The following is a 22,961-nucleotide window of genomic DNA, read 5'->3' as shown; positions in this document are numbered from 1 at the left end:
TCCGGGAAATGCCGGTGCTGGCGATTTCTTTTTCATTTTGTTGATGCTTTGAGAAAAAAAGGATAGACAGAATCACTTTAGCATGCTAATATGGTAACGTGAACGAAAAGAACGGCACAGGATTGTATATGATTTGGTAATTTAGAGAAGAAAAAGTGAAAAAAAATCGAAGAAAATCAAATGATAGGCAGTCCGCAGAATGTAGAAATACCCATACATTCGGAAAGAGGAGGAAAATTATGAAAAAGAGAATGGTAAGCCTGATGATGGCAGGAGTGATGGCAGTATCTTTAGCTGGATGTGGTGGCGCAAAGACAGAGACAACGACCGCAGAGACCAAGGCAGAAGAGACGAAGGCTGATGAGAGTCAGGCAGAGGAGACTTCCGCAGAGGCAAGTGCAGAGAGTGCAGAGAGTGCGGAGGCAACCGGCGATCACGCAGGCAAATTTATCGTAGGATTTGATCAGGATTTTCCGCCGATGGGCTTTGTAGGAGATGACGGACAGTATACCGGATTTGATCTGGATCTCGCAAAGGAAGTTGCATCTCGTCTGAATCTGGAGTTTGTTCCACAGCCGATCGCTTGGGATTCCAAAGATATGGAGCTGAACTCCGGAACGATTGATTGTATCTGGAACGGATTTACGATGAACGGCAGAGAGGATGCTTACACCTGGAGTGAGCCGTACATGAACAACTCTCAGGTTGTTGTTGTAAGCGCAGATTCCGGCATTGAGAAACTCGCTGATCTGGCAGGCAAGATCGTGGAGGTTCAGGCAGACTCCTCCGCAGAGGCAGCTTTAAAGGACAACACCGAGCTTTCTTCCACCTTTGGAACCCTTCAGACTACCCCGGATTACAACACCGCATTCATGGATCTTGAGATGGGCGCAGTTGATGCAATCGCAATGGATGTCATCGTTGCAGGTTACCAGATTGAGCAGAGAGATGACGGAAGCAAGTTCAAGATTCTTGATGAGGATCTCGCATCTGAGGAGTACGGAATCGGCTTCAAGAAGGGCAATGAGGAGCTGAGAGATCAGGTTCAGGCAACTCTTGAGGAGATGGCAAAAGACGGCAAGCTCGAGGAGATCTCCAACGAGTGGTTTGGTCGTGACGTTACCACGATCGCAAAATAAAAAAAGAAAAAAGTTTTAAAAAGAGTTTTTAGAGGAAAAGGAGCAGAGAGATAGATATGCAATGGAATACGATGTTTTCGCAGTTAGCCGGAGGAATGCTGGTCAGCACACAGATATTTGTGGTGACACTGGTCTTCTCTCTGCCCCTGGGACTTCTGATTTCGTTTGGTAGAATGTCGAAAAACCGTGTGATTCAGGGAATTGTCAAAGCGTACATTTCTGTGATGCGCGGAACACCGCTGATGCTTCAGCTGATGGTGGTTTACTTTGGACCGTATTACCTGTTCAAAATCAAGATCGGAAATGGCTACCGTCTGTGGGCAGCATTCATCGGATTTATCATCAACTATGCGGCATACTTCGCTGAGATCTATCGAAGCGGAATTCAGTCAATGCCGGCAGGACAGTATGAGGCGGCAAAGATTCTGGGATACAGCAAGCCCCAGACCTTTTTCAAGATCATTCTTCCTCAGGTGATGAAGCGGATTCTGCCGTCAATCACGAACGAGGTGATCACTCTGGTCAAGGATACGTCACTGGCGTTCTCGATCAGCGTTCTCGAGATGTTTGCGATTGCAAAAGCACTTGCATCTTCACAGACAAGCCTGATGCCGTTTGTGGCGGCTGGCGTTTTCTATTATGTATTTAACCTGATTGTGGCAGTCGCAATGGAGTACATCGAAAAGCGACTCTCGTATTATCAGTAGGCGGAGGATATCGGATATTATGAATTTACTGGAAATGAAAAATGTAAAAAAGTCCTTTGGCGATCTCGATGTCATCAAGGACATCTCGCTTTCTGTCGGAGAGGGTGAGATTGTCTCGGTGATCGGACCGTCGGGTTCCGGCAAATCCACCCTGCTGAGATGCGCCACGATGCTTGAGACGATGGACAGCGGAGAACTGATCTATCTCGGACAGAAAGCGGGCTGGACCGGTGCAGACGGAAAAGTCGTCTATGCTCCGACAAAAGAGCTGAGAAAGATTCAGGAAAATTACGGTCTGGTTTTCCAGAACTTCAACCTGTTTCCGCACTTTTCTGTTCTGAAAAATGTCATGGATGCGCCGATCAGTGTGCAGAAGCGTGACAAGGAAGAAGTCAGAAAGACGGCGATGGAGCTTCTCAAAAAGATGGGGCTTGCGGACAAGGCGGATGCCTATCCGTGCCAGCTTTCCGGTGGCCAGTGTCAGCGTGTGGCGATCGCCCGTGCACTTGCGCTGAATCCGAAGATCCTGTTCTTCGATGAGCCGACTTCCGCCCTCGACCCGGAGTTGACCGGAGAGGTGCTCAAGGTCATCAAATCGCTGGCGGATCTTCACATTGCGATGGTTATCGTCACTCATGAGATGGCATTTGCGAGAGACATTTCCGACCGCGTGATTTTCATGGCAGGTGGAGTGATTGTCGAGGAAGGAAAGCCGGAGCAGGTATTTGCATCTGACAATGAGAGAACGAGAAGTTTCCTCGGACGATACGGAGAGATGCTCAAATAATTTTTTGGTAATTATTGAAAAAAATCCTAAAAAAACAAGATGTCGCTGTGCAGGTGGCATCTTGTTTTTGCGTTAAAGTTCTATTATAATAAAGCGTGTGTTTCTGAAAATGATGAGCAGAATCTGAAAAGGCAGAAATACGAGAAAGAATATTTGACATAATATTTGAGGAGGACAAGACAGTGGCAATCAGAATTGGTATTTTTGGATATGGCAACCTTGGAAAAGGCATTGAGTGTGCAATCAAGCACAACCCGGATCTGGAGTTAAAGGCAGTATTTACGAGACGTAATCCGGATAGCGTAAAGATCCTCACCGAGGGTGTAAAGGTATGTTCCGCAGAGGATGCTCCGAAGTGGAAGGATGAGATTGATGTCATGATTCTCTGTGGCGGAAGCGCAACCGATCTTCCGGTTCAGACCCCGAAGCTGGCTGAGTACTTCAACGTAGTGGACAGCTTTGATACCCATGCAAGAATTCCAGAGCACTTTGCAGCAGTTGATGAGGCAGCAAAGAAGAGCGGACATGTCGGAATGATTTCCGTAGGTTGGGACCCGGGTATGTTCTCCTTAAATCGTCTGTATGCAAACTGTATTCTTCCTGGTGGACATGATTACACCTTCTGGGGAAAGGGCGTGAGCCAGGGTCACTCTGATGCAATCCGTCGCATCGCAGGTGTAAAGGATGCAAGACAGTACACGATTCCGGTTGAGAGCGCACTCGAGGCAGTTCGCAGTGGAAAGAATCCGGAGCTGACAACCAGAGAGAAGCACACCCGTGAGTGCTTTGTTGTCGCAGAAGAGGGTGCAGACTTAAAGAAGATCGAGGAAGAGATCGTTACGATGCCGAACTACTTTGCTGATTATGATACTACCGTTCATTTCATCAGCGAGGAAGAGCTTCAGCGCGACCATGCAGGTATCCCGCACGGCGGATTTGTAATCCGTACCGGAAGCACTGGCTGGAACGATGAGAACAAGCATGTGATCGAGTACAGCTTAAAGCTGGATTCCAACCCGGAGTTTACCTCCTCCGTTCTGGTAGCTTATGCGCGTGCAGCCTACCGCATGAACAAAGAGGGTCAGACCGGTTGTAAGACCGTATTTGATGTCGCTCCGGCATACTTAAGTGCACAGGATGGCGCAGAGCTGAGAAAGCATATGCTGTAAGGTTGGGCGTTTAGGCTAAAAAGCAAAGCAGAAGCTAAGGCACGAATAAGAAACAGCTAAAAACAAGTACAAGACAAATAAGAAACGAATAGAAGTGCAGAGACGTGTCTGGGACCGGAGGAGTGGTTTCAGGCACGTTTTTATAAGCAAGAAAGAGACAGGGTCGGGAGAAAGAAATATGCTTTATACATATCCTCATTATTACAAAAAATTCCATTGCACGGCATCAGAATGTGAAGATACCTGCTGTGCCGGCTGGGAGATCATGATTGATAAAAAATCGTTGGAGAAATATAAGAAAGCGGAGGGACCGTTCGGGAACAGGCTTCACAATTCAATCAATTGGCGGGAAGGTTCTTTCAGTCAGTATCATCATCGTTGTGCGCTTTTGAATGAAGACAATCTCTGCGATCTCTACACGGAGATGGGACCGGATTCGCTCTGCCGGACTTGCCGGACTTATCCGCGCCATATCGAGGAATTTGACGGGGTGAGGGAGTATTCGCTTTGCATGTCCTGTATGGAGGTTGCAAAGATTGTTCTCGGGACAACGGAGACGGTGCGTTTTCTCTCAAAGGAAGATGAGAGGGAGGAAAATGAGGATGCGTATGAGGATTTTGATTTCTTTCTCTACACGAAGTTGACGGATGCAAGGGAAAGACTGCTTGAAATTCTTCAGGACAGGACATTGAGCATCCATGTGCGGATGGAGCTCGGTCTTGCGCTCACGCATGATTTGCAGAGGCGGATTCGCGATGGAAAGCTCTATGAGGTGGATGCGATTTTGGAGCGATTTGGAGAGAGTGAGCGAGTTGAAATTCTTCGCAAAAATCTTGAGAGAAAGAGAAGTTCTCAAAAAGTGAGTTTAGAAAGAGCAAACTCTGAAAAAATGAACTCAAAAAAAATGAACTTAGAGAAAACAGACGGCGATTCTCGCTATGAGCTGATGTGTGCTCTCTATGAAGCGCTTGAAAAACTCGAACCTCTGCATCACCACTGGCCGGATCACCGCGCAAAGATGAAACAGACTCTCTATGAAAACGGGAAATCGGAATACGACAGACAGAGAGAGGCGTTTCGTGCATCTGAGATGGGAGAGCGCGTGGAACTGTTTTTGGAGCAGTTGATGGTCTACTTTGTGTTCACTTATTTTTGTGGGGCGGTCTACAATGAGAATGCTTACGGAAAGTATAAGTTCTCACTCGCGTGTACGATGCTTCTTGAGGATATGGCACAGGCAGTCTGGGTGCAGAGAGGAAAGCATGAGGAGAAGGCGCAGAACCTTGATAGAGCGGAGCGTGTGAAAAAGAATTCGGATGCAACAGACGCAGAGGAAATGGAGCTTTGGCTTGCGGATCTTGTGCACCGTTTCTGTCGGGAGGTCGAGCACTCTGAGGAAAATCTGAATGCGCTCGAGGATGCGCTGACGAAGAACGCAGAGTTTGGAATTATGTCATGGATGGAAGCGCTTGAGGAAAATCCGCAAAAACGCTTGCAAATTCAATATTTTCCTGTAAAATAAATATGATACAGAAGAAGGGGGACGGAGAATCCCCCTTTTTTCAGGACAGAAACTAACGTGCAGAAAAAAGTTCTGTTTGCGCAACGCGTGAACATAACGAACCGGAAAACGGGTAAACAAAAGAAACAGTTCACAGAATTAGAAATTTCAAAAAAAGAAAGGTGTTAGAAGATGATAAGTGCAAATGGTGTAACCCTTCGAGTTGGAAAGAAGGCATTGTTTGAGGACGTAAACATTAAATTTACCGAGGGCAACTGCTACGGAATGATCGGTGCGAACGGTGCAGGAAAATCTACTTTTCTGAAGATTCTTTCCGGACAGCTTGAGCCGACGAGCGGAGATGTTGTGATCACTCCGGGACAGCGTCTCTCCTTCCTTCAGCAGGATCACTTTAAGTATGACGAGTTCCCGGTGCTTGATACCGTAATTATGGGAAACAAGCGTCTTTACGAGGTGATGAAAGAAAAGGATGCCATTTACATGAAGCCGGATTTCACGGATGAGGATGGTATCAAGGCAGCAGAGCTCGAGGGTGAGTTCGCAGAGATGAACGGTTGGGAGGCAGAGTCCGATGCGGCAAACCTCTTGAATGGTCTGGGCGTTGACACCGAGTACCACTACACGCTGATGAAGGATCTGACCGGTGCGCTCAAGGTCAAGGTTCTGCTTGCACAGGCACTGTTCGGAAACCCGGATATCCTGCTTCTCGACGAGCCGACAAACCATCTGGATCTCGATGCAATCTCCTGGCTTGAGGAGTTCCTGATCAACTTTGAGAACACGGTCATCGTTGTATCCCATGACCGTTACTTCCTGAATAAGGTCTGCACGAACATTGCAGATATCGACTACGGCAAGATTCAGCTCTACGCAGGTAACTACGATTTCTGGTATGAGTCCAGTCAGTTGATGGTTCGCCAGATGAAAGAGGCAAACCGTAAGAAAGAGGAGAAGATCAAGGAGTTGCAGGAGTTCATTCAGAGATTCTCTGCAAACGCTTCCAAGTCCAAGCAGGCAACTTCAAGAAAGCGTGCTCTTGAGAAGATCCAGCTTGATGAGATCCGTCCGTCCAGCCGTAAGTATCCGTACATCGATTTCCGTCCGGCAAGAGAGATCGGAAATGAGGTTCTGACCGTGACCGATCTGTGCAAGACGATCGACGGCGAGAAGATTCTCGACCACGTTTCCTTTACTCTGAACCGTGAGGACAAGGTTGCTCTCGTTGGACCGAACGAGCGAGCAAAGACTGTTCTGTTCCAGATTCTCGCAGGCGAGATGGAGCCGGATGAGGGTTCCTACAAGTGGGGTCTGACGACGACTCAGTCCTACTTCCCGAAGGACAACACCGCAGAGTTTGACAGCGACGACACGATCGTGGACTGGCTGACCCAGTACTCTCCGGAGAAGGATGTAACCTATGTACGTGGATTCCTCGGACGTATGCTGTTTGCAGGTGAGGATGGCGTGAAGAAAGTGCGCGTACTCTCCGGTGGTGAGAAAGTTCGTTGTATGCTCTCCAAGCTGATGATTTCCGGCGCAAACGTGCTGATGCTCGACGAGCCGACTGACCATCTCGACATGGAGTCGATCACCGCTCTGAACACCGGTCTTGTGAAGTTCCCGGGCGTGCTGATTTTCTCCTCTCGTGACCACCAGATCGTGCAGACGACTGCAAACCGTATCATGGAGATCGTAAACGGTCAGCTCATCGATAAGATCACTTCCTACGACGAGTATCTTGAGAGCGATGAGATGGCAAGAAAGCGTACTGTATTTGCAGTGACAGAGAAGGATGACTAAGGCAGAAAATGAGTCTGATAACGATTGAACATTTGACGAAATCCTACACCGAGCGTCTGCTCTTTGATGACACATCGTTCAGCATTGGAGACGGCGAGAAAGTCGGACTGATCGGAATCAATGGAACCGGAAAATCCACGCTCTTAAAAATTGTTGCAGGTCTTGAGGAGCCGGATGACGGAAGTGTGATTCGCAGAAGAAATCTCTACATCCGTTATCTTCCGCAGATTCCGCAGTTTACGCCGGGGGATTCCGTTCTCGACAGCATTGTGAGAGACAACCGCAATGAGCCTCATTTTACCTCGAGGGAGGAGATTGAGGCGAGTGCGAAGACGATCCTCACAAAGCTCGGAATTTATGATTTTACGGCAAAGGTAGAGACGCTTTCCGGAGGTCAGAGAAAGAGAGTTGCACTGACAAGTGTGCTTCTCTCGACTGCTGATCTTCTGATCCTTGATGAGCCGACAAACCATCTCGACAGTGAGATGGCGGACTGGCTTGAGGATTATTTAAAGAAATTCCGCGGAGCACTGCTGATGATCACGCATGACCGCTATTTCCTCGACAGCGTGACGAACCGGATTGTGGAGCTGGACAAGGGAAAACTTTACAGCTATCAGAGCAATTATGAGGGGTTTCTGAAGTTAAAAGCGGAGCGTCTCGACATGATGGCTGCGTCTGAGCGCAAGCGTCAGAGTATTCTTCGGACGGAGCTTGCGTGGATGCAACGTGGGGCGCGTGCGCGCTCGACAAAGCAGAAGGCACATATCCAGAGATATGAGGCTCTGCGCGATCAGGAAGCGCCGGAGCTGACGGACGGACAGGTTGAGATGGAGTCGATCTCAAGCCGTCTCGGTCGAACGACTGTTGAGATCGAGCATTTGTCGAAGGCATATGGTGATAAGGTGCTGATGCGCGATTTCAATTACGTCTTTCTGAAAAATGACCGCATCGGAATCATTGGACCAAATGGAAGCGGAAAATCCACGCTGATGAAGATGATTGCGGGCTGGGTGAAGCCGGATTCCGGAACGATTGAGATTGGACAGACCGTAAAACTCGGGTATTTCTCTCAGGAAAACGAGGATATGGATGTGAGTCTCAAGGTCATTGATTACATCCGAAATGTCGCCGAGTATGTGCAGACGAAGGATGGAAGCATCAGTGCATCTCAGATGCTTGAGCGTTTTCTCTTCCCGTCAAGCGTCCAGTACACGACAATTTCCCGCCTTTCTGGTGGTGAGCGCAGACGTCTTTACCTGCTTCGGATTCTGATGAGTGCACCGAATGTCCTGCTCCTCGATGAGCCGACGAACGATCTTGATATCCGCACGCTGATGATTCTTGAGGATTATCTCGACAGCTTCCAGGGAATCGTCATCACGGTTTCTCATGACCGGTATTTCCTTGACCGTGTTGTGCGCCGGATTTTTGCGTTTGAGGGCGATGGAAATGTTGTTCAGTACGAGGGCGGATTCACGGATTATCAGGTCGCATACCAGCGCAAGCTCGCTCAGAGCGGTGGCGGTGAGATGAGTGGTGTTTCCGGTAATCGTGCGGGCAGTCAGAATGTTTCCGGTAATCAGGGTGGAAATGGCGGAGCTGGATCAGCATCGGGCGCGGATGGCGCAGGCATGGAGAGTGGCGCGTCAGTAAAGTCCTCTCAGGACGGTCGTGCACACCAGAAGAAGCTCAAATTCTCCTACAAGGAGCAGAAAGAGTGGGAGACGATTGAGGACGACATTGCGGGACTTGAGGAGGCGATCGAGGCGCTTGACGCCCAGATTGCCGTGTCGGCAACTGACTATGGAAAACTCAATCAGCTGATGACTGAGAAAGCCGAGAAGGAAGCACAGCTCGAGGAAAAGATGGATCGTTGGGTTTACTTAAACGATCTCGCAGAACAGATTGAGGCACAGAAAAAATAAAGTGTTATTATAAAGCACTATTAATAAAATAAGATTTCACTGAGGAAAAAAATCTGAATTCAGTGAAAAAAGTTTATAAATTTCGTTCTTGACTTTAACGAATTAAAGTAGTATACTTTTTTCAAACGTCAGGAGCAAAGGGGCTCTGCCAGATGGCAGGGTCCCTTTTTGCCTTTTCGGGCAGTCTGAACGCTGGTTTGAAAACATTCAACATTCTATGAAAATCCGTTATAGTTTGTGTCATGCAGGAACTTTAACGAAAAAACGTCTGAAGAGAAAAAGAGAAGATGATCAGACGGAATGATGATGGATCATTGATGAAGGAGGGTTATGAACATGTCTTATGTAGACGAGATCTATGCGAAAGTGGTGGAGCAGAATCCGGGAGAGAAAGAGTTTCATCAGGCAGTAAAAGAGGTTCTGGATTCCCTGAGACTGGTAGTTGATGCAAATGAGGAGAAATACCGTAAGGCAGCTCTGTTAGAGCGCCTGGTTGAGCCAGAGCGTATTATCTCTTTCCGTGTTCCGTGGGTAGATGATAAGGGACAGGTTCAGGTGAACAAGGGATATCGTGTTCAGTTTAACAGCGCAATCGGACCGTACAAGGGTGGTCTGCGTCTGCATCCGTCCGTAAACCAGGGCATCTTAAAGTTCCTGGGCTTCGAGCAGACCTTCAAGAACTCTCTGACCGGACTTCCGATCGGCGGCGGTAAAGGTGGTTCTAACTTTGATCCGAAGGGCAAATCTGACAGAGAGGTTATGGCATTCTGCCAGAGCTTCATGACCGAGCTGTACAAGTACATCGGTGCAGATCAGGATGTTCCGGCTGGTGATATCGGTGTAGGCGGAAGAGAGATCGGCTTCCTGTATGGTCAGTACAAGAGACTGACTGGTCTGTATGAGGGCGTTCTGACCGGTAAGGGCTTAACCTACGGCGGTTCTCTTGCAAGAACTCAGGCAACCGGTTATGGTCTGGTTTACATTCTGAACGAGATGCTGAAGGCAAACGACAAGGAGCTGGCTGGCAAGACCGTTGTGATCTCCGGTTCCGGAAACGTAGCAATCTACGCAACCGAGAAGGCACAGCAGTTAGGCGCAAAGGTTGTAGCTCTGAGCGATTCCAACGGCTATGTATACGATAAGGACGGCATCAAGCTGGATATTGTTAAGGAGATCAAGGAAGTTCGCCGTGGACGTATCAAAGAGTACGCTGAGGCTGTTCCGACCGCTGTTTACACCGAGGGCAAGGGCATCTGGACGATTCCGTGTGACATCGCTCTTCCGTGTGCAACCCAGAACGAGCTGGATCTGGATGGTGCAAAGGCACTGAAGGCAAACGGATGCTTCGCAGTTGCAGAGGGCGCAAACATGCCGTCCACCAGAGAGGCAACCGATTTCTTCTTAGAGAACGGTATGCTGTTCATGCCGGGTAAGGCTGCAAACGCAGGTGGTGTGGCTACCTCCGCTCTGGAGATGACCCAGAACAGCGAGAGACTTTCCTGGACCTTCGAGGAAGTCGATGCAAAACTGCATGACATTATGGTAAATATTTTCGCAAAGGCTGATGACGCTGCAAAGCGTTACGGTGTTCCGGGCAACTACGTTGCAGGTGCAAACATCGCAGGCTTCGAGAAGGTTGCAGATGCTATGCTGGCTCAGGGTATTGTATAAACATAAGCGAAGCAGAATATAGCCAACGAAACGACCGTAAAACTCATAAATCCATAAATCGAAAAAGAGATCCAAAAAGGTTTTTAAGTTTTTTGGAGTCTTACAGAAACTCTCCGGGACAGATTTTGTCTGTTCCGGGGAGTTTTTTCGCGTTCATCATTTATTGAAAATGCGGAATAGATAGAGTATAATGCAGAAGAAAAACAAAGAAGTAAAAAAGTAATGAAGTATGAAGTAAGGTAAGGAGAGAGAATGCATAAATTTTTGAGAAGTGTGGGATTTGGCGCTTACCGAAAGAAAAGAGATATAGAGAGACTGCTCGATGACCTGGAAAAGGGAAATGCGCGTCAATGTCTGGAAATTGATGAAGATGAAAATCTCTGTGAGATTCGCGCGGAGGTTGCTCCCGGCATGGGAATTGTCATGGTCGGAGAGGTAGATCCGAAAGGACGTTTCCGAAGAGAGTTTTATTATCCGTATCTGACGGCATCTGATCCGTCCTCCACAGTGGACTGCTCGATTCAGCGCCACACGGAGAAGGAGACCTATGCGGGACTTCTCGACGAGTTTCGAGTGGGAATTTCCCTGATTTTTTATCTGGATAACGGTTTTGAGTACCGCTGTCGTCGTTTGGCACGTTTGGGACGCCTTTCCACAAAGGTAGAGGAAGTCAGCCTGACCGGTCTTGCGACCGAGGGAAAGGTGCTTTTGCCACTCCACAAGACGAGAAAACAGATCGAGATGGCAAAGGTTGCAACGAAGGACCGCAATCACCTGCTTGAGGCAGCAAAAAATGGCGATGAGAATGCGATGGAGACGCTGACGATCGAGGACATGGATATGTATTCTCAAATTTCCAGGAGAGTGATGAAAGAAGATCTGTACTCGATTGTGGATTCCAGCTTTATGCCGAGTGGAATCGAGTGTGACCAGTATTCGGTGATCGGAGAGATCTGCAAGATTGAGGAGAAGAAAAATCAGATCACGAAGGAGATCGTTTATGACCTGACGCTTGAGTGCAGTGATATGATTTTTCATGTCGGAATTGCGAAGAAAGATCTGATCGGAGAGCCGAAGATCGGACGCAGATTTAAGGGACAGATCTGGATGCAGGGTGTCGCAAAGTTTGCGGGAAGCCGGCAGAACAGTGATGTTTAACCTTTAACGTGATCATTGTTGTTTCGGGTAGGTGTGGTGTGTAAGTGCACTCTGAAAAAACAAATATGGGAAAACGGAATAACGGGAAGGATACAAAAGAATATGGAAACAGAAACTAAGGGAGAAACACAGAAGGAAGCGCAACAAAAAATAACCCCAAAGTCTGAGCAGAAATCGGAATCGAAAGCTGAGCAACTGAAGGTGCTGGTTGAGAAGGAGAAGAAAGAGAGCATCTGGATGCGACTCGATCTCTGGATGCACTGCCTGATGGCGATTGTCGGCGGTTTTATGGGAGCATATGCGATTTTTAACCGATTTGATATTTTCGGCTCGGCAGTGACTGGAAATTTGATTCACATGGTCATGGATCTTGAGGATGCAAAGATGCTCAGTGTGCTGATTCGTCTCGGAAGCGTTGTCATCTTTGCGCTGGCAGTGGCGATTGCAACGCTGATTCCGGCGAGAACAAGTTGGAATGTCAGAAAGGTTTGTCTGTATATTGAGATTCCAGTGTGTATTTTGCTGGCATTTTTTCCGGCAGATATGAATGGAATGCTTTCGCTCTACCCGGTATTTTTCATCATGGCATTTCAGTGGACTTCGTTTACCGGAGCATGTGGATATGTCTGCTCGACGATTTTTTCCACGAACAATTTAAAGCAGACGGTATCCTCATTTTGCCTTTACTGGAACAGTGGCGATCCGAAATATAAGGAGAAGGGAACGATCTTCGGTCTGACGCTTCTCGCTTTCCACACCGGAATCGCGATCTCTTATGCGACATCCAAGATGCTGGGATTGGGACTGAAATCGTCCCTGCTCTGTGTGATTCCGCTTGCGATTGTCTATGTGCTTGTGGAAAAGCAGTCCTGAATATAACTTGGAGTGGATGTCCTACTCCTATATAGTTGAGGGCAATTTGGGGTGATTTTCAATGGATGTTTATTTGGGATTGTGAAGGGATTGAACTGTTAAAATTATTTGAAAAAATGGAGAAGAACTATCATGACAGAACTTGAGATAAAAAACTATATGACAGAAAAGCTGAGAAGTGTGGTAAACATTCCGAGCCCATCCGGTTACACAAAAGAAGTTATGGGATGGCTGAAAGCAGAGGCAGAAAACCTTGGTTTCTACACAGAGTACACAAGCAGAGGGGCGTTGATTGTGGATGTCCATGAGGGAGATGTGAAGGACGGTGGAAATCGCCTTCTTGCCGCACACTGCGACACCCTCGGCGCAATGGTGAGAACGATTGTGGATGACGGAACGCTGAAACTTGTTCCGGTCGGCGGATATATGATGGAGAGCATTGAGGGCGAGTACTGCACGGTTCACACGCGTGATGGTCGTTCTTATACAGGTACGATTCTGACGACAGAGCCGTCCGTTCACGTTTTCCCGGAGTGCCGTGACCAGAAGAGAACAGATGACTGTATGAGAGTGCGTCTCGACGAGGATGTGCACACGAAAGAGGAGGTGCGCGCACTCGGAATTGAGAATGGAGATTATATCTCATTCGATCCACGTTTTGTCGCATGCGAGAGCGGATACATCAAATCCCGTCACCTTGATGACAAGGCGAGCACAGCTGTCCTTCTGACTCTGCTTAAAGAGATTCATGATGGAAAAGTAAATCCGGTTGGAAAGATCCGGATGTTGTTCACAAATTTTGAGGAAGTTGGTTTCGGCGCAAGCTACATTCCGGAGGATGTGACCGAGATGCTTGCTGTGGATATGGGAGCGGTCGGAGACGATCTCGAGGGCGATGAAAAGAAAGTCTGCATCGTCGCAAAGGACAGCGCAGGTCCGTATGACTATGATCTGACGACAAAGATGATTGAGATGGCAAAAGAGCTTGGACTCGACTACGCAGTCGACTGCTACCGCAGATACAGCTCCGACGCTTCCGCTGCAATCCGTGGCGGTCACAATGTGCGTCATGCGCTGATCGGTCAGGGTGTTCAGGCATCTCACCACATGGAGCGCACTCATATTCACGGAATGATGCAGACACTGAAACTTGTGGAGGCATATGTGCAGAGAAACACGCAGGTAGGAATTTTCTGAACTGAAAATTCCGTATGATGCAGTAGTGGGAGCAGATTTTGCCGATTTGGAATGCGAAGCATCGGCAAAATCCGTTGCAGTTCGTGCAATGCATGAACTGTAACAGGCATATGTGCAGAGAGATACACGCAGGAATAATTCCCGCTTGACGGAACCTGTCTGTTTGCTCTATAATAAAAGGGCTGTTCTCGTAGTTCAACGGATAGAACAGACGCCTCCTAAGCGTCAGATATGGGTTCGATTCCCGTCGGGAACGTTAAATGAAATAAAAAAAGTGAAAGTAAAGAGCAAGTTGCGATCCGGCAGTCATGTATGTGGCTGTCGGATTTTTTTGTATGGGCGCGAGAATGTGCCAAGGCATGTTCTTTTTTATTTTAGGTGAAAAAAACATCTCTATATCTGTGGCGATGATAATAAGCGTTTCAGAAAGCTAACTTTACGGAGTTTGGCTAAGTACTTTTCTTCGATGGACGATTACAATAAATATAAGCATAGGAGAGAAAGTGAGGAAAAGTTATGGCAGATACATGGATGGAGATTACGAATCCGATTAGAAATCCGGGAGAGAGACATCTTGCAGTTGCCATTGTGGTGGATACTTCTACCTCAATGAAGGGAAAGGCAATTGAGAAGTTGAATCATACTCTCAAGGAAATTGGTCAGATATTAGATGAGGATTGTGTTGCTTCAGGAAGAATTGATCTTACAGTTATTTCTTTTAACAGCACTGTGAAGACGGAAATGAAATTTAAGTCTGCGATAGAATATCAGTCACCGGAATTTGTAGCTGACGGTCGAACCGTTCTTAATAAAGCAATTGGCACTGCACTTGATGCTCTTGAAAAAAGAAAGAGAGAGTTTCGGGAATTTGGTGTTTTTTATTACAGACCGTGTTTGATTGTCTTTTCTGATTGGAAGGCATCTGATTTGGATCAGGAATGTGTCGTCAGAAATCGGCTACAAAATGAAATTCGGAGAAAAAGAGTAATCTTTATGCCGGTTGGAATAGGTGATGATATTGATGTGAAAAAGGCGATGGAATATTATCCGGAAGAAAAAACATGTTGTCCGTTGTTTCGATGTGACCAGGTCAGGGAGGTATTTGGCTGGACAGGAAGAATATATGGGCATATGAAAGACTATGGAGAAATCTTGTAAGTGGGAATTGGTTCCGGTTAAAATTCATGAGCCAATCTGAGAAAAATTCGTAACTTTGGTCATTTTACAACCAACTTTTCCAGTTTCCTTTCTTTAGTAATAGACCCCTTTATGGGATAATGAGTTTACAGAAAGGAAGGTGATACAAATGAGTGAGAGATGCATACAGAGACAGGAATTTAAAGCTCAGTTTCGTAACTATGAAAAACTGAACAGCAACCTCAGGCAATATCTGCTCCGAAGTGGTTTTCAGATAATGGATGGCAAGAAACACTGGAAGATCCTGTATCTTCCGACAAACCAATTATTTGTAATCAGCAAAACACCTTCCGATTTCAGGACAGGAAGAAACTTTGCGAGTATTGTGTTGAATACGATTGCAAATTAATTGGTGGGAGTACAGGATAAGGGGAAAGGGAGGAAAATGTTATGTCAGGTACACTTGTAGCACCAATCCATCCAGGAGAGAAGCATCTTGCAGCTGTTTTGTTGGTGGACACGTCTATGTCCATGATGGAGAAACCGATTGAAGAATTAAATCATGGCCTTGAAGAATTTGGACATGCCTTGCAACAGGATGCGCTTGCTTTGGGAAGAGTGGAGATTATGATTATTTCTTTTAACAGCACGGTGCAGACGGAGATGCCATTTAAACCGGCAATGGAATATCAGGCGCCGAAATTAGTGGCGGAGGGTCTTACGGCTCTGAATGAAGCAATTGACACCGCACTTGATGTTCTTGAAGAGAGAAAAGATTTATACAAACAGAATGGAATTAATTACTATCGTCCCTGGCTTTTTGTTCTTACTGATGGAGAAGCCACGGATGAGGAGAGGGAGTCTGCCACAAAGGCCAGACTCAGAGGTTATATTGATCGTAAAAAGGTAGTGTTTATGCCTATGGCAATCGGAGAGAGTGCGAATAAGGAAAAATTGCGGGAGTACTATCCGGAAGATGCACCTTCAAAAGTGGTTCTGTCTGCGGATTCAAAACATTTTAAAGAGGCCTTTGTATGGCTGAGTGAAAGCCTTACTGTTATCGCAAAGTCCGATCCCACGGTATCTGAGGAGGTCAATCTTCCACCCACACCGAGCATTATTACGGTGGGGATTAATGAGTAATGAGGGGTTACTGTACATGGATAGGAATTTTCTGAACTGAAAATTCCGTATGATACCGTGGTGGGAGCTGATTTTGCCGATTTGGAATGCGAAGCATCGGTAAAATCCATTGCAGTTTGTGCAACGCATGAACTGCAATCAGAGATACTTTAGACTGAAATGGCATGTACTTTTAGGTAGTGGATTGATAAAATAAACATATCTCAAAAAAGATATTCCCTTCCTTCATAGGTGGGGAGTATCACAAGATTTCTCAGGAGGATCGCAATGGAAGAAATCAAAAAAGAAAATGACACGATGGAAACGGCTTCTCCTAAAGTAACGGATACAGAGAGCGAGGAGATTACGGCGGATGTTACCGAGGACACCGAGAACCATGAGAAGGGTCATGAGGAAGAGAAAAAAGTGGGTCGCGAGGAAGAAGAAAAAGACCACAAAGAGAAAAATAGCGAAGCAGACCACGAAAAAGATAGCAAAGAAAATGGCGAAACGAATCACACAATAAATAGCAAAAAAGATAACAAAGAAGATATTGAAAAGGATCACGAAAAAAACAGCACAACAGATAGCAAGCAAGACGGCGAAACAAGTCACGAAGAAAATGACGAGACGGAAGAAAGACTTCCGGAGATTCATCTTCCAGATCCGACTTCGGGATATGAAAATGACATCAGTGTATTCTGCATTTCCCAGCAGGGGGAATCTCATATCAAGAACAACCTGCCCTGTCAGGATAGGAGTGGATTTCGCTGGGTGAACAAACAGATTGTCATTGCATCGATTGCGGATGGGGTTGGCAGTTGTCAGTTGTCGGATTACGGTGCGGAGACAGCCGTGAAATCCAGTTTGGATTTTCTGGAGGAGTTTCTTAAAGTGGAGATGAGTCAGCCCGGTTTTGTTTTTGACACTCCAAGTCGAATGAAGATGGGACTCTCGGACGCAATGCAGTATGCATTTGATTCCGTTGAGAAGCAGGCTGAGGAACTCGAAGTATTATCCTACTCGTTGCAGTCCACGCTTACGTTGGCGGTGTACGATGGAACGACACTTTATTTTGCGCATGCCGGAGACGACGGCATCGTCGCACTGGATAAAGATGGAATTTATGCGATGGTTACCGCCCGCATTAAGGGAGAAGAGGCGAGCAGTGTATTTCCGCTTCAGAGCAAACAGTGGACCTACGGAAAAGTAAATAACACCGTGGGATTCGTTATGGCGACGGATGGTGTTCTTGATGCATTTGTGAGACCGGAGTCAGAGAACAATCGGGTCTATTATCGTTTTATAGAACCGGTGTTTTACACATCTCAGACGGATGCGGAAAGCGCAAAATCCAACTGCAACGACTGGGATGAGTACTTAAAGACGGAAGCATACAGAAATGCTGTGACGGATGATATTACCTTTGTCGGTGTTGTGAATCAGAAAGCGATTCAGAAGTCTCAGAAGCCTGTATTTGACGATGAAGCGTGGAATAAGCAGACGGCAGAGTACGAGAAGAAAAGACGGAATGCCTTATATCCTTCGCAGAACAAAAAGAGTCCAAGTAAAAAGAACCCAGTGGACAAGAAGGCGGAAAAGAGAAAAGAAGGTGAGCCAAGACGCAGCTCAAATTATAACGGGCATCGGGAAATGAGTGAGTCGAAGCGTGATCCGGGGAATCATCCAAAGCAGAGGTCAAATTATAATGCAAACTACAATACAAACTGCAATGCAAATTACAATGAAAGAAGATTCAATTATAATGAAAAGAGATTCAATTACAATGAGAATCGAGAGATGATTGTAAATGGGGTAAAACAGACATTTGCGGGGGTTGTTGATATTTCTGTTGGATTAAAAGGAGCAGTGACGGAAATGAGTGGAGAAATTCTTTCCACGGTGGAAGTCTTGTCTGAACAGACTGCCGAGAGAATCCGGCAGAGTCGAATGCAGAAGAATCAGCAGAAATTAAATACAGACAAGTTAGACACAAATAAGTCAAACACAAATAAATGAAATACAAATAAAAAAGACAGAGATTCGTCAACAGGTACTAATCGGTGATTGGCGACAGGAGAGATTCTATGAGCAATAAAAATCATGCTCCAAATGAAAAAAAACAGACCTTTGAGGGAGAGACCAGTTTTGAGGAAACCAGAGAATATCTTAGTCAGTTATTAAAAAGAGTGTACAGTGACCATGATGTTGCGACCGACGATGCGATTGCCTTGGCATCGTTGGCGACATCATTAGACAAGTTTTTGGCGAGTGCAGAGACAGAAAGACGATCTGCACTCACATTAAAAAATGAGCTTTCTCAAATTGCATGCAACAGTAACCGCAGTGACAGGGAAAAAACAAAAAGTAATTCACAGAATAGAACCGAAAGTATCGCCGAGAAAACATTTTATACAAACGATGGCAGAGTGGTATATCTCGGCACCATGCTTGGAAGCGGTGGAGAAGGTGCTGTATACAAAGTTCCGAATATGCCTGGAAAGGTTGTGAAGGTATTTAAGTCGACAACGGATTTTGCATATATGGAAAGAAAAATAGAGGCACTTATCAACAACCAGATTCCGTCAAAGTTAGACCACGTGTTGATTAACACAATTCCAGAATCCTTACTCTACGATGAGGAAGATCACTTTGTTGGATATATCATGCCAGGTATCACAACCAGATTCAAATTGTATGATGTGTCGAGGAATTCCGCAGACAGAACAAAATACTTTCCGGAGTTGGATTACAAAGGTTTGATTATCATTGCATATAACCTGGCGGAAGCGGTTTCCTATATCCATGAGCACGAAGTTGTAATTGGAGATTTAAACCCGAATAACATTGTGGTCAATCCGGATGGCACGGTTTGTCTGATAGACACAGATTCCTATGACATCGTGGATAAAACGACAAACGAGCATTTTCCGTGTGCGGTCGGTCTGCCGGAAATGCTGGCACCTGAACTTCAAAACGCAGGATACCTGAAAAATACGTGTTTCACGAGAGAGACAGATTTGTTTTCCCTGGCGATTTTAATTTTCAGATTGCTGATGAATAACGCAAATCCATTTGGCGGTGTCCGATCAGATCTGGTATCAAGAGCAGTCAGTGATACCTATACGAATGTAGAAATCATGAACGGGGAGTCTCCATACATAAAAAAGATAGAGGGACTGACGGTTCCTGATTGGGCGCCTCCTTTTAGCATGTTACCCGAATATATTCAAGATTTATTTGTCAGAGTTTTTGATTATAATCAGGAAACTTACTTAGAAAAAATAAAAGAACGCCCCACCACGAAAGAGTGGATGGATGCTCTGATGAGATTCTATAACGAACCATTGAAACAGTGCGAAAAGAATCATTTCCACTGGTACCGAAAAGAACTCGATCAATGTCCTCTTTGTGCAAAAGAGAACCCGCCTAAAAGTGCAAAGAAAAAAGGAATTTTTGAAAATCTGAGCGAAATTATTACCATAGGAATTTAAGTGGAATCGTGGAAGGATAAAGATGGAAACAAAACCCAAGATAGAATCCAAAACAGAACTCAAGACAAAATTCAAAAAAACTGCAAAAATAATCGCTTTCCGTTTCTTAAAAATTGTGTTGGCAGTTGCAGTTGCCGTAACCGGATCATTGCCGTTTTTGCTGTGGCCCGAGATCATAAAAAAACTTGCCGTAGCCGGTTATATAGGACTGTTTGTGGCGTGTTTTCTGACAAATGCCACCGTCTTTTTGCCGGCAAGTGGGATTGCCTTTACGATCAGTGCCTCAACGGTATTAAATCCCCTGTTTAGCACGATAATCGGTGGAGTTGGAACTGCGTGCGGGGAACTCATCAGCTACTGCTGTGGTCGAGCCGGAAAAAATGTTGTGGAAGATACACCCTTTCTTTTTCGGATTCAAACATATGTGCAGAAATATGGCGTTTTTACGGTATGGTTGTTTGCTTTTTTGCCACTTCCATTGTTTGATCTGGTTGGAGTCACGGCAGGCGCCGGAAAGATGCCACTGCCGAAATATATCATTCCCTGTATGATAGGGAAAGTGATGAAAATGATGATTTATGTATTCTTGGTTCAGCGGTATTTGAAGATCTGAAAAGCTGAAGATTTAGGGATTTAGATTATGTATTCAGGTTAGGAATTTAGGAGATGGATGGAGGTGAAGGATGATGCAGATGAAGGCCCTGCTTTATTACAGAAGTAAGCTGGATGCACATGATCAGTCTGTGTATGACTCGCTGGTCAGCCAGTGGATGCATTTTGAGTCCCACATTCATTTACCCGTTCCTCACTGTAACCTTTCAGAGATTGCGCAGGCGATTCATTTTGATTATCCGCTTTTGTTTTATGTAAATTATTACCAGATTGCGTATTCGAAAAGTATATTTGGGATGAATATCCGTGGGGATTATCTATATACCAAATCGGAGGCGGAGACGCTTCTTCAAAAATGTGAAGACTGGGGAAAATATATTTATTCTCATACTCCATCCAATCTTGGGATTGCAGAGAAGGCATTGTGGTTGCACGATGTAATTTTAAATAATGTCAAATATGGAGATGCGAATGGAATCCGGGCACACAATCTGATTGGTGTTGTGCAGGATGGAATTGCGGTGTGTGAGGGAATTTCAATGGCTTATAAATTCCTCTGCGATTACTCAGATATTCCCTGCATCTACGTCGGCGGAACGCTGAACGGATCGCCTCATGGATGGAATCTGGTATGGATCAATCAGGAGGCCTCGTTTGTAGATGTGACAAATGATATCAGTTCCTTTTCGGGGAAATTTGGGCGACACAATTTTCTTAAAAAATCGAGCGAAATGGCAGGGTATTCCTGGGATTTGGAAGCCATTCCGGAATGTCGGTTGACAAAAAAGAAAAATCTGGATTTAACTGCGTATTTCAAGAAAGGGTGGTTTGGGTGAAACATATTTTTGACATGAAAGTAAGCCCTTATACGAGGACTGCGGATCTCTGGTTAGATGGTCAAAGATTGTCCTCCCAGAGCCAGCTTCAGGTGTGTGAAATTGATCCGCTCTCGAACTGGTATCAGGATTTGCCGGAACTGCTTTACTCTGAGGTGAATGATGACTATGCATTGAGAGTCCAGTGCCTTGAGATCGAATATCTGATGCTTACAGCGGTATTTGCAAACCGCAGGGAATGTACGGATTTATCTCATACGGCTCTCGTACGAAAGTATGACACAAAAACCCGATGTCAATGGATGAATGAAGCATCGAATAAGATGGGAATTGTGTTGCCGGATATTCCCGGATTTTCACTCACATCTACAGTGGATGCAGGTATATATAAGGCTTCGATTTTAAACGGACTTGATCCGTTTTTTAAGGGTAAATGTAAATGCACAGCAGATCGGAAAGAGGCGGTAAATGTTGTTTTGACGACGTTAAACAGCTACTCAGAGGGCAGGCAGATAGGATTATCCGAGGATGACCTTATTGTTGTCATCGATGAAAGCAGCAGGGAGCTTTCAGTGGAATTAGGACAATGTCTGGCGATCCGAGCAAATGAGAAAAAAGCCCTGTCCTTGATTCAGGAGTGGATCGACATCACGATTCTTTATCCATATATGATGTTTTGCTATTCGAAACTTTGCAATGCAGGCAAGAGTGCCTCTTTTTATGTGAGATCAAGGCTTCAAATGCTTACCCGGGAGGAACCGGTTGTCGAGTGCAGAATGCCAGCGCAATTAGAATGTGGTCTCTCAGCAAACATTCTTATCGATGAGTTTCCACCATCCAATTTAACCGCAAAGAGCAGCAATCCGTCGGTGATTGCGATCCAGAATGGAGCGGCGAAGGCATTGCAGGCAGGTTCCGCGCAATTGGAGATTTTTTCCGAGACAGGAAAAGTACTCTGTAAACATCCGATGTGGGTGTATGTTGTTCCGAGAGTGACATCAATAGATTTGGCGATTGTATCGTCAATTGCGAGTGGAAATTCGGTGCTTCAAGGCGCACAGTTTTGTGTGAGTGCAAACTATATGCCGTCAAATGCCACCAACATCGCAAATGCCAGATGGTCGGTCTCACCGGCAAACTCCCTGAAAATGCTCGGACCGGGCAGATTCGAGGCATTAAATCCGGGAAGGTGTACGATCACGGTTCAGGTGGATAAGGTCATGCAGTCCATTGCCGTTCAGGTCATTCCGTTGCCGAAACAAATCAGGATGGATCCCGAAATCAGGATGAAATTAAATTCTTCACCGGTGCCATTTCATGCAACCTTAGAACCGGTTGGCTCCGGGTGCAAGAGCATAAGTGTGAGAGTGCTTGATTCATCAATTGCCAGATGGGATTCAAACAGTAAATCCGTGACTGCAATAGATGAGGGGGACACGACGCTTGAAGTCTCGGCATTTGATGCGAATGGAACAATCATTTTGCGCCAGACCTGCAAGGTGATTGTTTTGCCGGAAAACGATATCATCACACCGCCAACCTATTCGACGATCATTATTGTCTGTGCGATTCTTACAATTCTCACAGCGACAACGATTCTGTCTTTGCTAGCCACGATCTGCGGGGGAATTATTTCCGGGCTTGTGATCACCCAGAATATAGGTCCGGTCTCAAAAAAGAATGGCACGAAGCAGAATCAAATCGAACTTGGAATAGGTGTCGCCGGCGTTTTAGGCTGTATCTTATCACTTGTTTTTTATATAAGTTTGGGATAATAAAACGAAATAATAACGCAATTATAAAACGGAA

18 protein-coding genes and 1 tRNA gene are annotated in these 22,961 nt (G+C 45.9%); all 19 read left to right on the top strand.

What is annotated here, in order from left to right; translation table 11 throughout:
• Nucleotides 1–239: 239 nt before the first annotated feature.
• The 19 genes from AC4EVX_RS04690 (at nucleotide 240) to AC4EVX_RS04600 (ending at nucleotide 22,927) form a co-directional block, all read left to right on the top strand.
• Nucleotides 240–1,139, top strand: coding sequence for an amino acid ABC transporter substrate-binding protein (locus tag AC4EVX_RS04690; RefSeq protein WP_490159685.1), 900 nt, complete (start codon nucleotides 240–242; stop codon nucleotides 1,137–1,139).
• 56 nt (nucleotides 1,140–1,195) lie between these two features.
• Nucleotides 1,196–1,846, top strand: coding sequence for an amino acid ABC transporter permease (locus AC4EVX_RS04685; protein WP_308451012.1), 651 nt, complete (start codon nucleotides 1,196–1,198; stop codon nucleotides 1,844–1,846).
• A gap of 19 nt (nucleotides 1,847–1,865) precedes the next feature.
• Nucleotides 1,866–2,633: an amino acid ABC transporter ATP-binding protein gene (locus tag AC4EVX_RS04680; protein WP_177977954.1), complete on the top strand. Its 768-nt coding sequence runs from the start codon at nucleotides 1,866–1,868 to the stop codon at nucleotides 2,631–2,633.
• Nucleotides 2,634–2,815: 182 nt separating this feature from the next.
• Entirely contained in the window at nucleotides 2,816–3,802 is a 987-nt protein-coding gene (locus AC4EVX_RS04675) for a diaminopimelate dehydrogenase (protein ID WP_177977955.1), read from the top strand.
• Between the two features lie 178 nt (nucleotides 3,803–3,980).
• Nucleotides 3,981–5,324, top strand: a complete 1,344-nt coding sequence (fliB, locus tag AC4EVX_RS04670; RefSeq protein WP_490159684.1) for a flagellin lysine-N-methylase — start codon at nucleotides 3,981–3,983, stop codon at nucleotides 5,322–5,324.
• A 171-nt stretch (nucleotides 5,325–5,495) separates the two neighbouring features.
• Nucleotides 5,496–7,124 (top strand): ABC-F family ATP-binding cassette domain-containing protein, encoded by a 1,629-nt coding sequence (locus AC4EVX_RS04665; protein WP_177977957.1) that lies wholly within the window; start codon nucleotides 5,496–5,498, stop codon nucleotides 7,122–7,124.
• An 8-nt stretch (nucleotides 7,125–7,132) separates the two neighbouring features.
• A complete protein-coding gene (gene abc-f / locus AC4EVX_RS04660) occupies nucleotides 7,133–9,052 on the top strand; it encodes a ribosomal protection-like ABC-F family protein (protein WP_490159683.1) in 1,920 nt (639 codons plus the stop codon).
• A 336-nt stretch (nucleotides 9,053–9,388) separates the two neighbouring features.
• Nucleotides 9,389–10,723 carry an NADP-specific glutamate dehydrogenase gene (gdhA, locus tag AC4EVX_RS04655; RefSeq protein WP_177977959.1) on the top strand — a complete coding sequence of 445 codons (1,335 nt, stop codon included), beginning with the start codon at nucleotides 9,389–9,391 and terminating at the stop codon, nucleotides 10,721–10,723.
• 252 nt (nucleotides 10,724–10,975) lie between these two features.
• Entirely contained in the window at nucleotides 10,976–11,881 is a 906-nt protein-coding gene (locus AC4EVX_RS04650) for a DUF3881 family protein (protein WP_177977960.1), read from the top strand.
• 102 nt (nucleotides 11,882–11,983) lie between these two features.
• On the top strand, nucleotides 11,984–12,754 hold the full coding sequence (locus AC4EVX_RS04645) for a DUF1275 family protein (RefSeq protein ID WP_177977961.1): 771 nt from the start codon (nucleotides 11,984–11,986) through the stop codon (nucleotides 12,752–12,754).
• Nucleotides 12,755–12,886: 132 nt separating this feature from the next.
• A complete protein-coding gene (locus tag AC4EVX_RS04640) occupies nucleotides 12,887–13,951 on the top strand; it encodes a M42 family metallopeptidase (RefSeq protein WP_490159682.1) in 1,065 nt (354 codons plus the stop codon).
• A gap of 184 nt (nucleotides 13,952–14,135) precedes the next feature.
• Nucleotides 14,136–14,207: transfer RNA gene (locus AC4EVX_RS04635), tRNA-Arg, on the top strand.
• Between the two features lie 260 nt (nucleotides 14,208–14,467).
• Nucleotides 14,468–15,109 carry a vWA domain-containing protein gene (locus AC4EVX_RS04630; RefSeq protein ID WP_308451391.1) on the top strand — a complete coding sequence of 214 codons (642 nt, stop codon included), beginning with the start codon at nucleotides 14,468–14,470 and terminating at the stop codon, nucleotides 15,107–15,109.
• A 429-nt stretch (nucleotides 15,110–15,538) separates the two neighbouring features.
• Entirely contained in the window at nucleotides 15,539–16,231 is a 693-nt protein-coding gene (locus AC4EVX_RS04625) for a vWA domain-containing protein (protein WP_308451392.1), read from the top strand.
• Nucleotides 16,232–16,498: 267 nt separating this feature from the next.
• On the top strand, nucleotides 16,499–18,229 hold the full coding sequence (locus tag AC4EVX_RS04620) for a PP2C family serine/threonine-protein phosphatase (RefSeq protein ID WP_490159681.1): 1,731 nt from the start codon (nucleotides 16,499–16,501) through the stop codon (nucleotides 18,227–18,229).
• A gap of 68 nt (nucleotides 18,230–18,297) precedes the next feature.
• Nucleotides 18,298–19,704 carry a protein kinase domain-containing protein gene (locus AC4EVX_RS04615; protein ID WP_490159680.1) on the top strand — a complete coding sequence of 469 codons (1,407 nt, stop codon included), beginning with the start codon at nucleotides 18,298–18,300 and terminating at the stop codon, nucleotides 19,702–19,704.
• Between the two features lie 22 nt (nucleotides 19,705–19,726).
• On the top strand, nucleotides 19,727–20,317 hold the full coding sequence (locus tag AC4EVX_RS04610) for a VTT domain-containing protein (RefSeq protein WP_490159679.1): 591 nt from the start codon (nucleotides 19,727–19,729) through the stop codon (nucleotides 20,315–20,317).
• Between the two features lie 70 nt (nucleotides 20,318–20,387).
• Nucleotides 20,388–21,152, top strand: coding sequence for a transglutaminase domain-containing protein (locus tag AC4EVX_RS04605; RefSeq protein WP_490159678.1), 765 nt, complete (start codon nucleotides 20,388–20,390; stop codon nucleotides 21,150–21,152).
• Entirely contained in the window at nucleotides 21,149–22,927 is a 1,779-nt protein-coding gene (locus AC4EVX_RS04600) for a hypothetical protein (RefSeq protein ID WP_490159677.1), read from the top strand. Before AC4EVX_RS04605 ends, AC4EVX_RS04600 begins: the two co-directional genes overlap by 4 nt.
• The last annotated feature ends 34 nt before the right edge of the window (nucleotides 22,928–22,961 follow it).

The sequence above is a fragment of the Brotaphodocola sp. genome, assembly GCF_983179755.1.
This window is presented reverse-complemented; position numbering and strand designations above follow the sequence as displayed.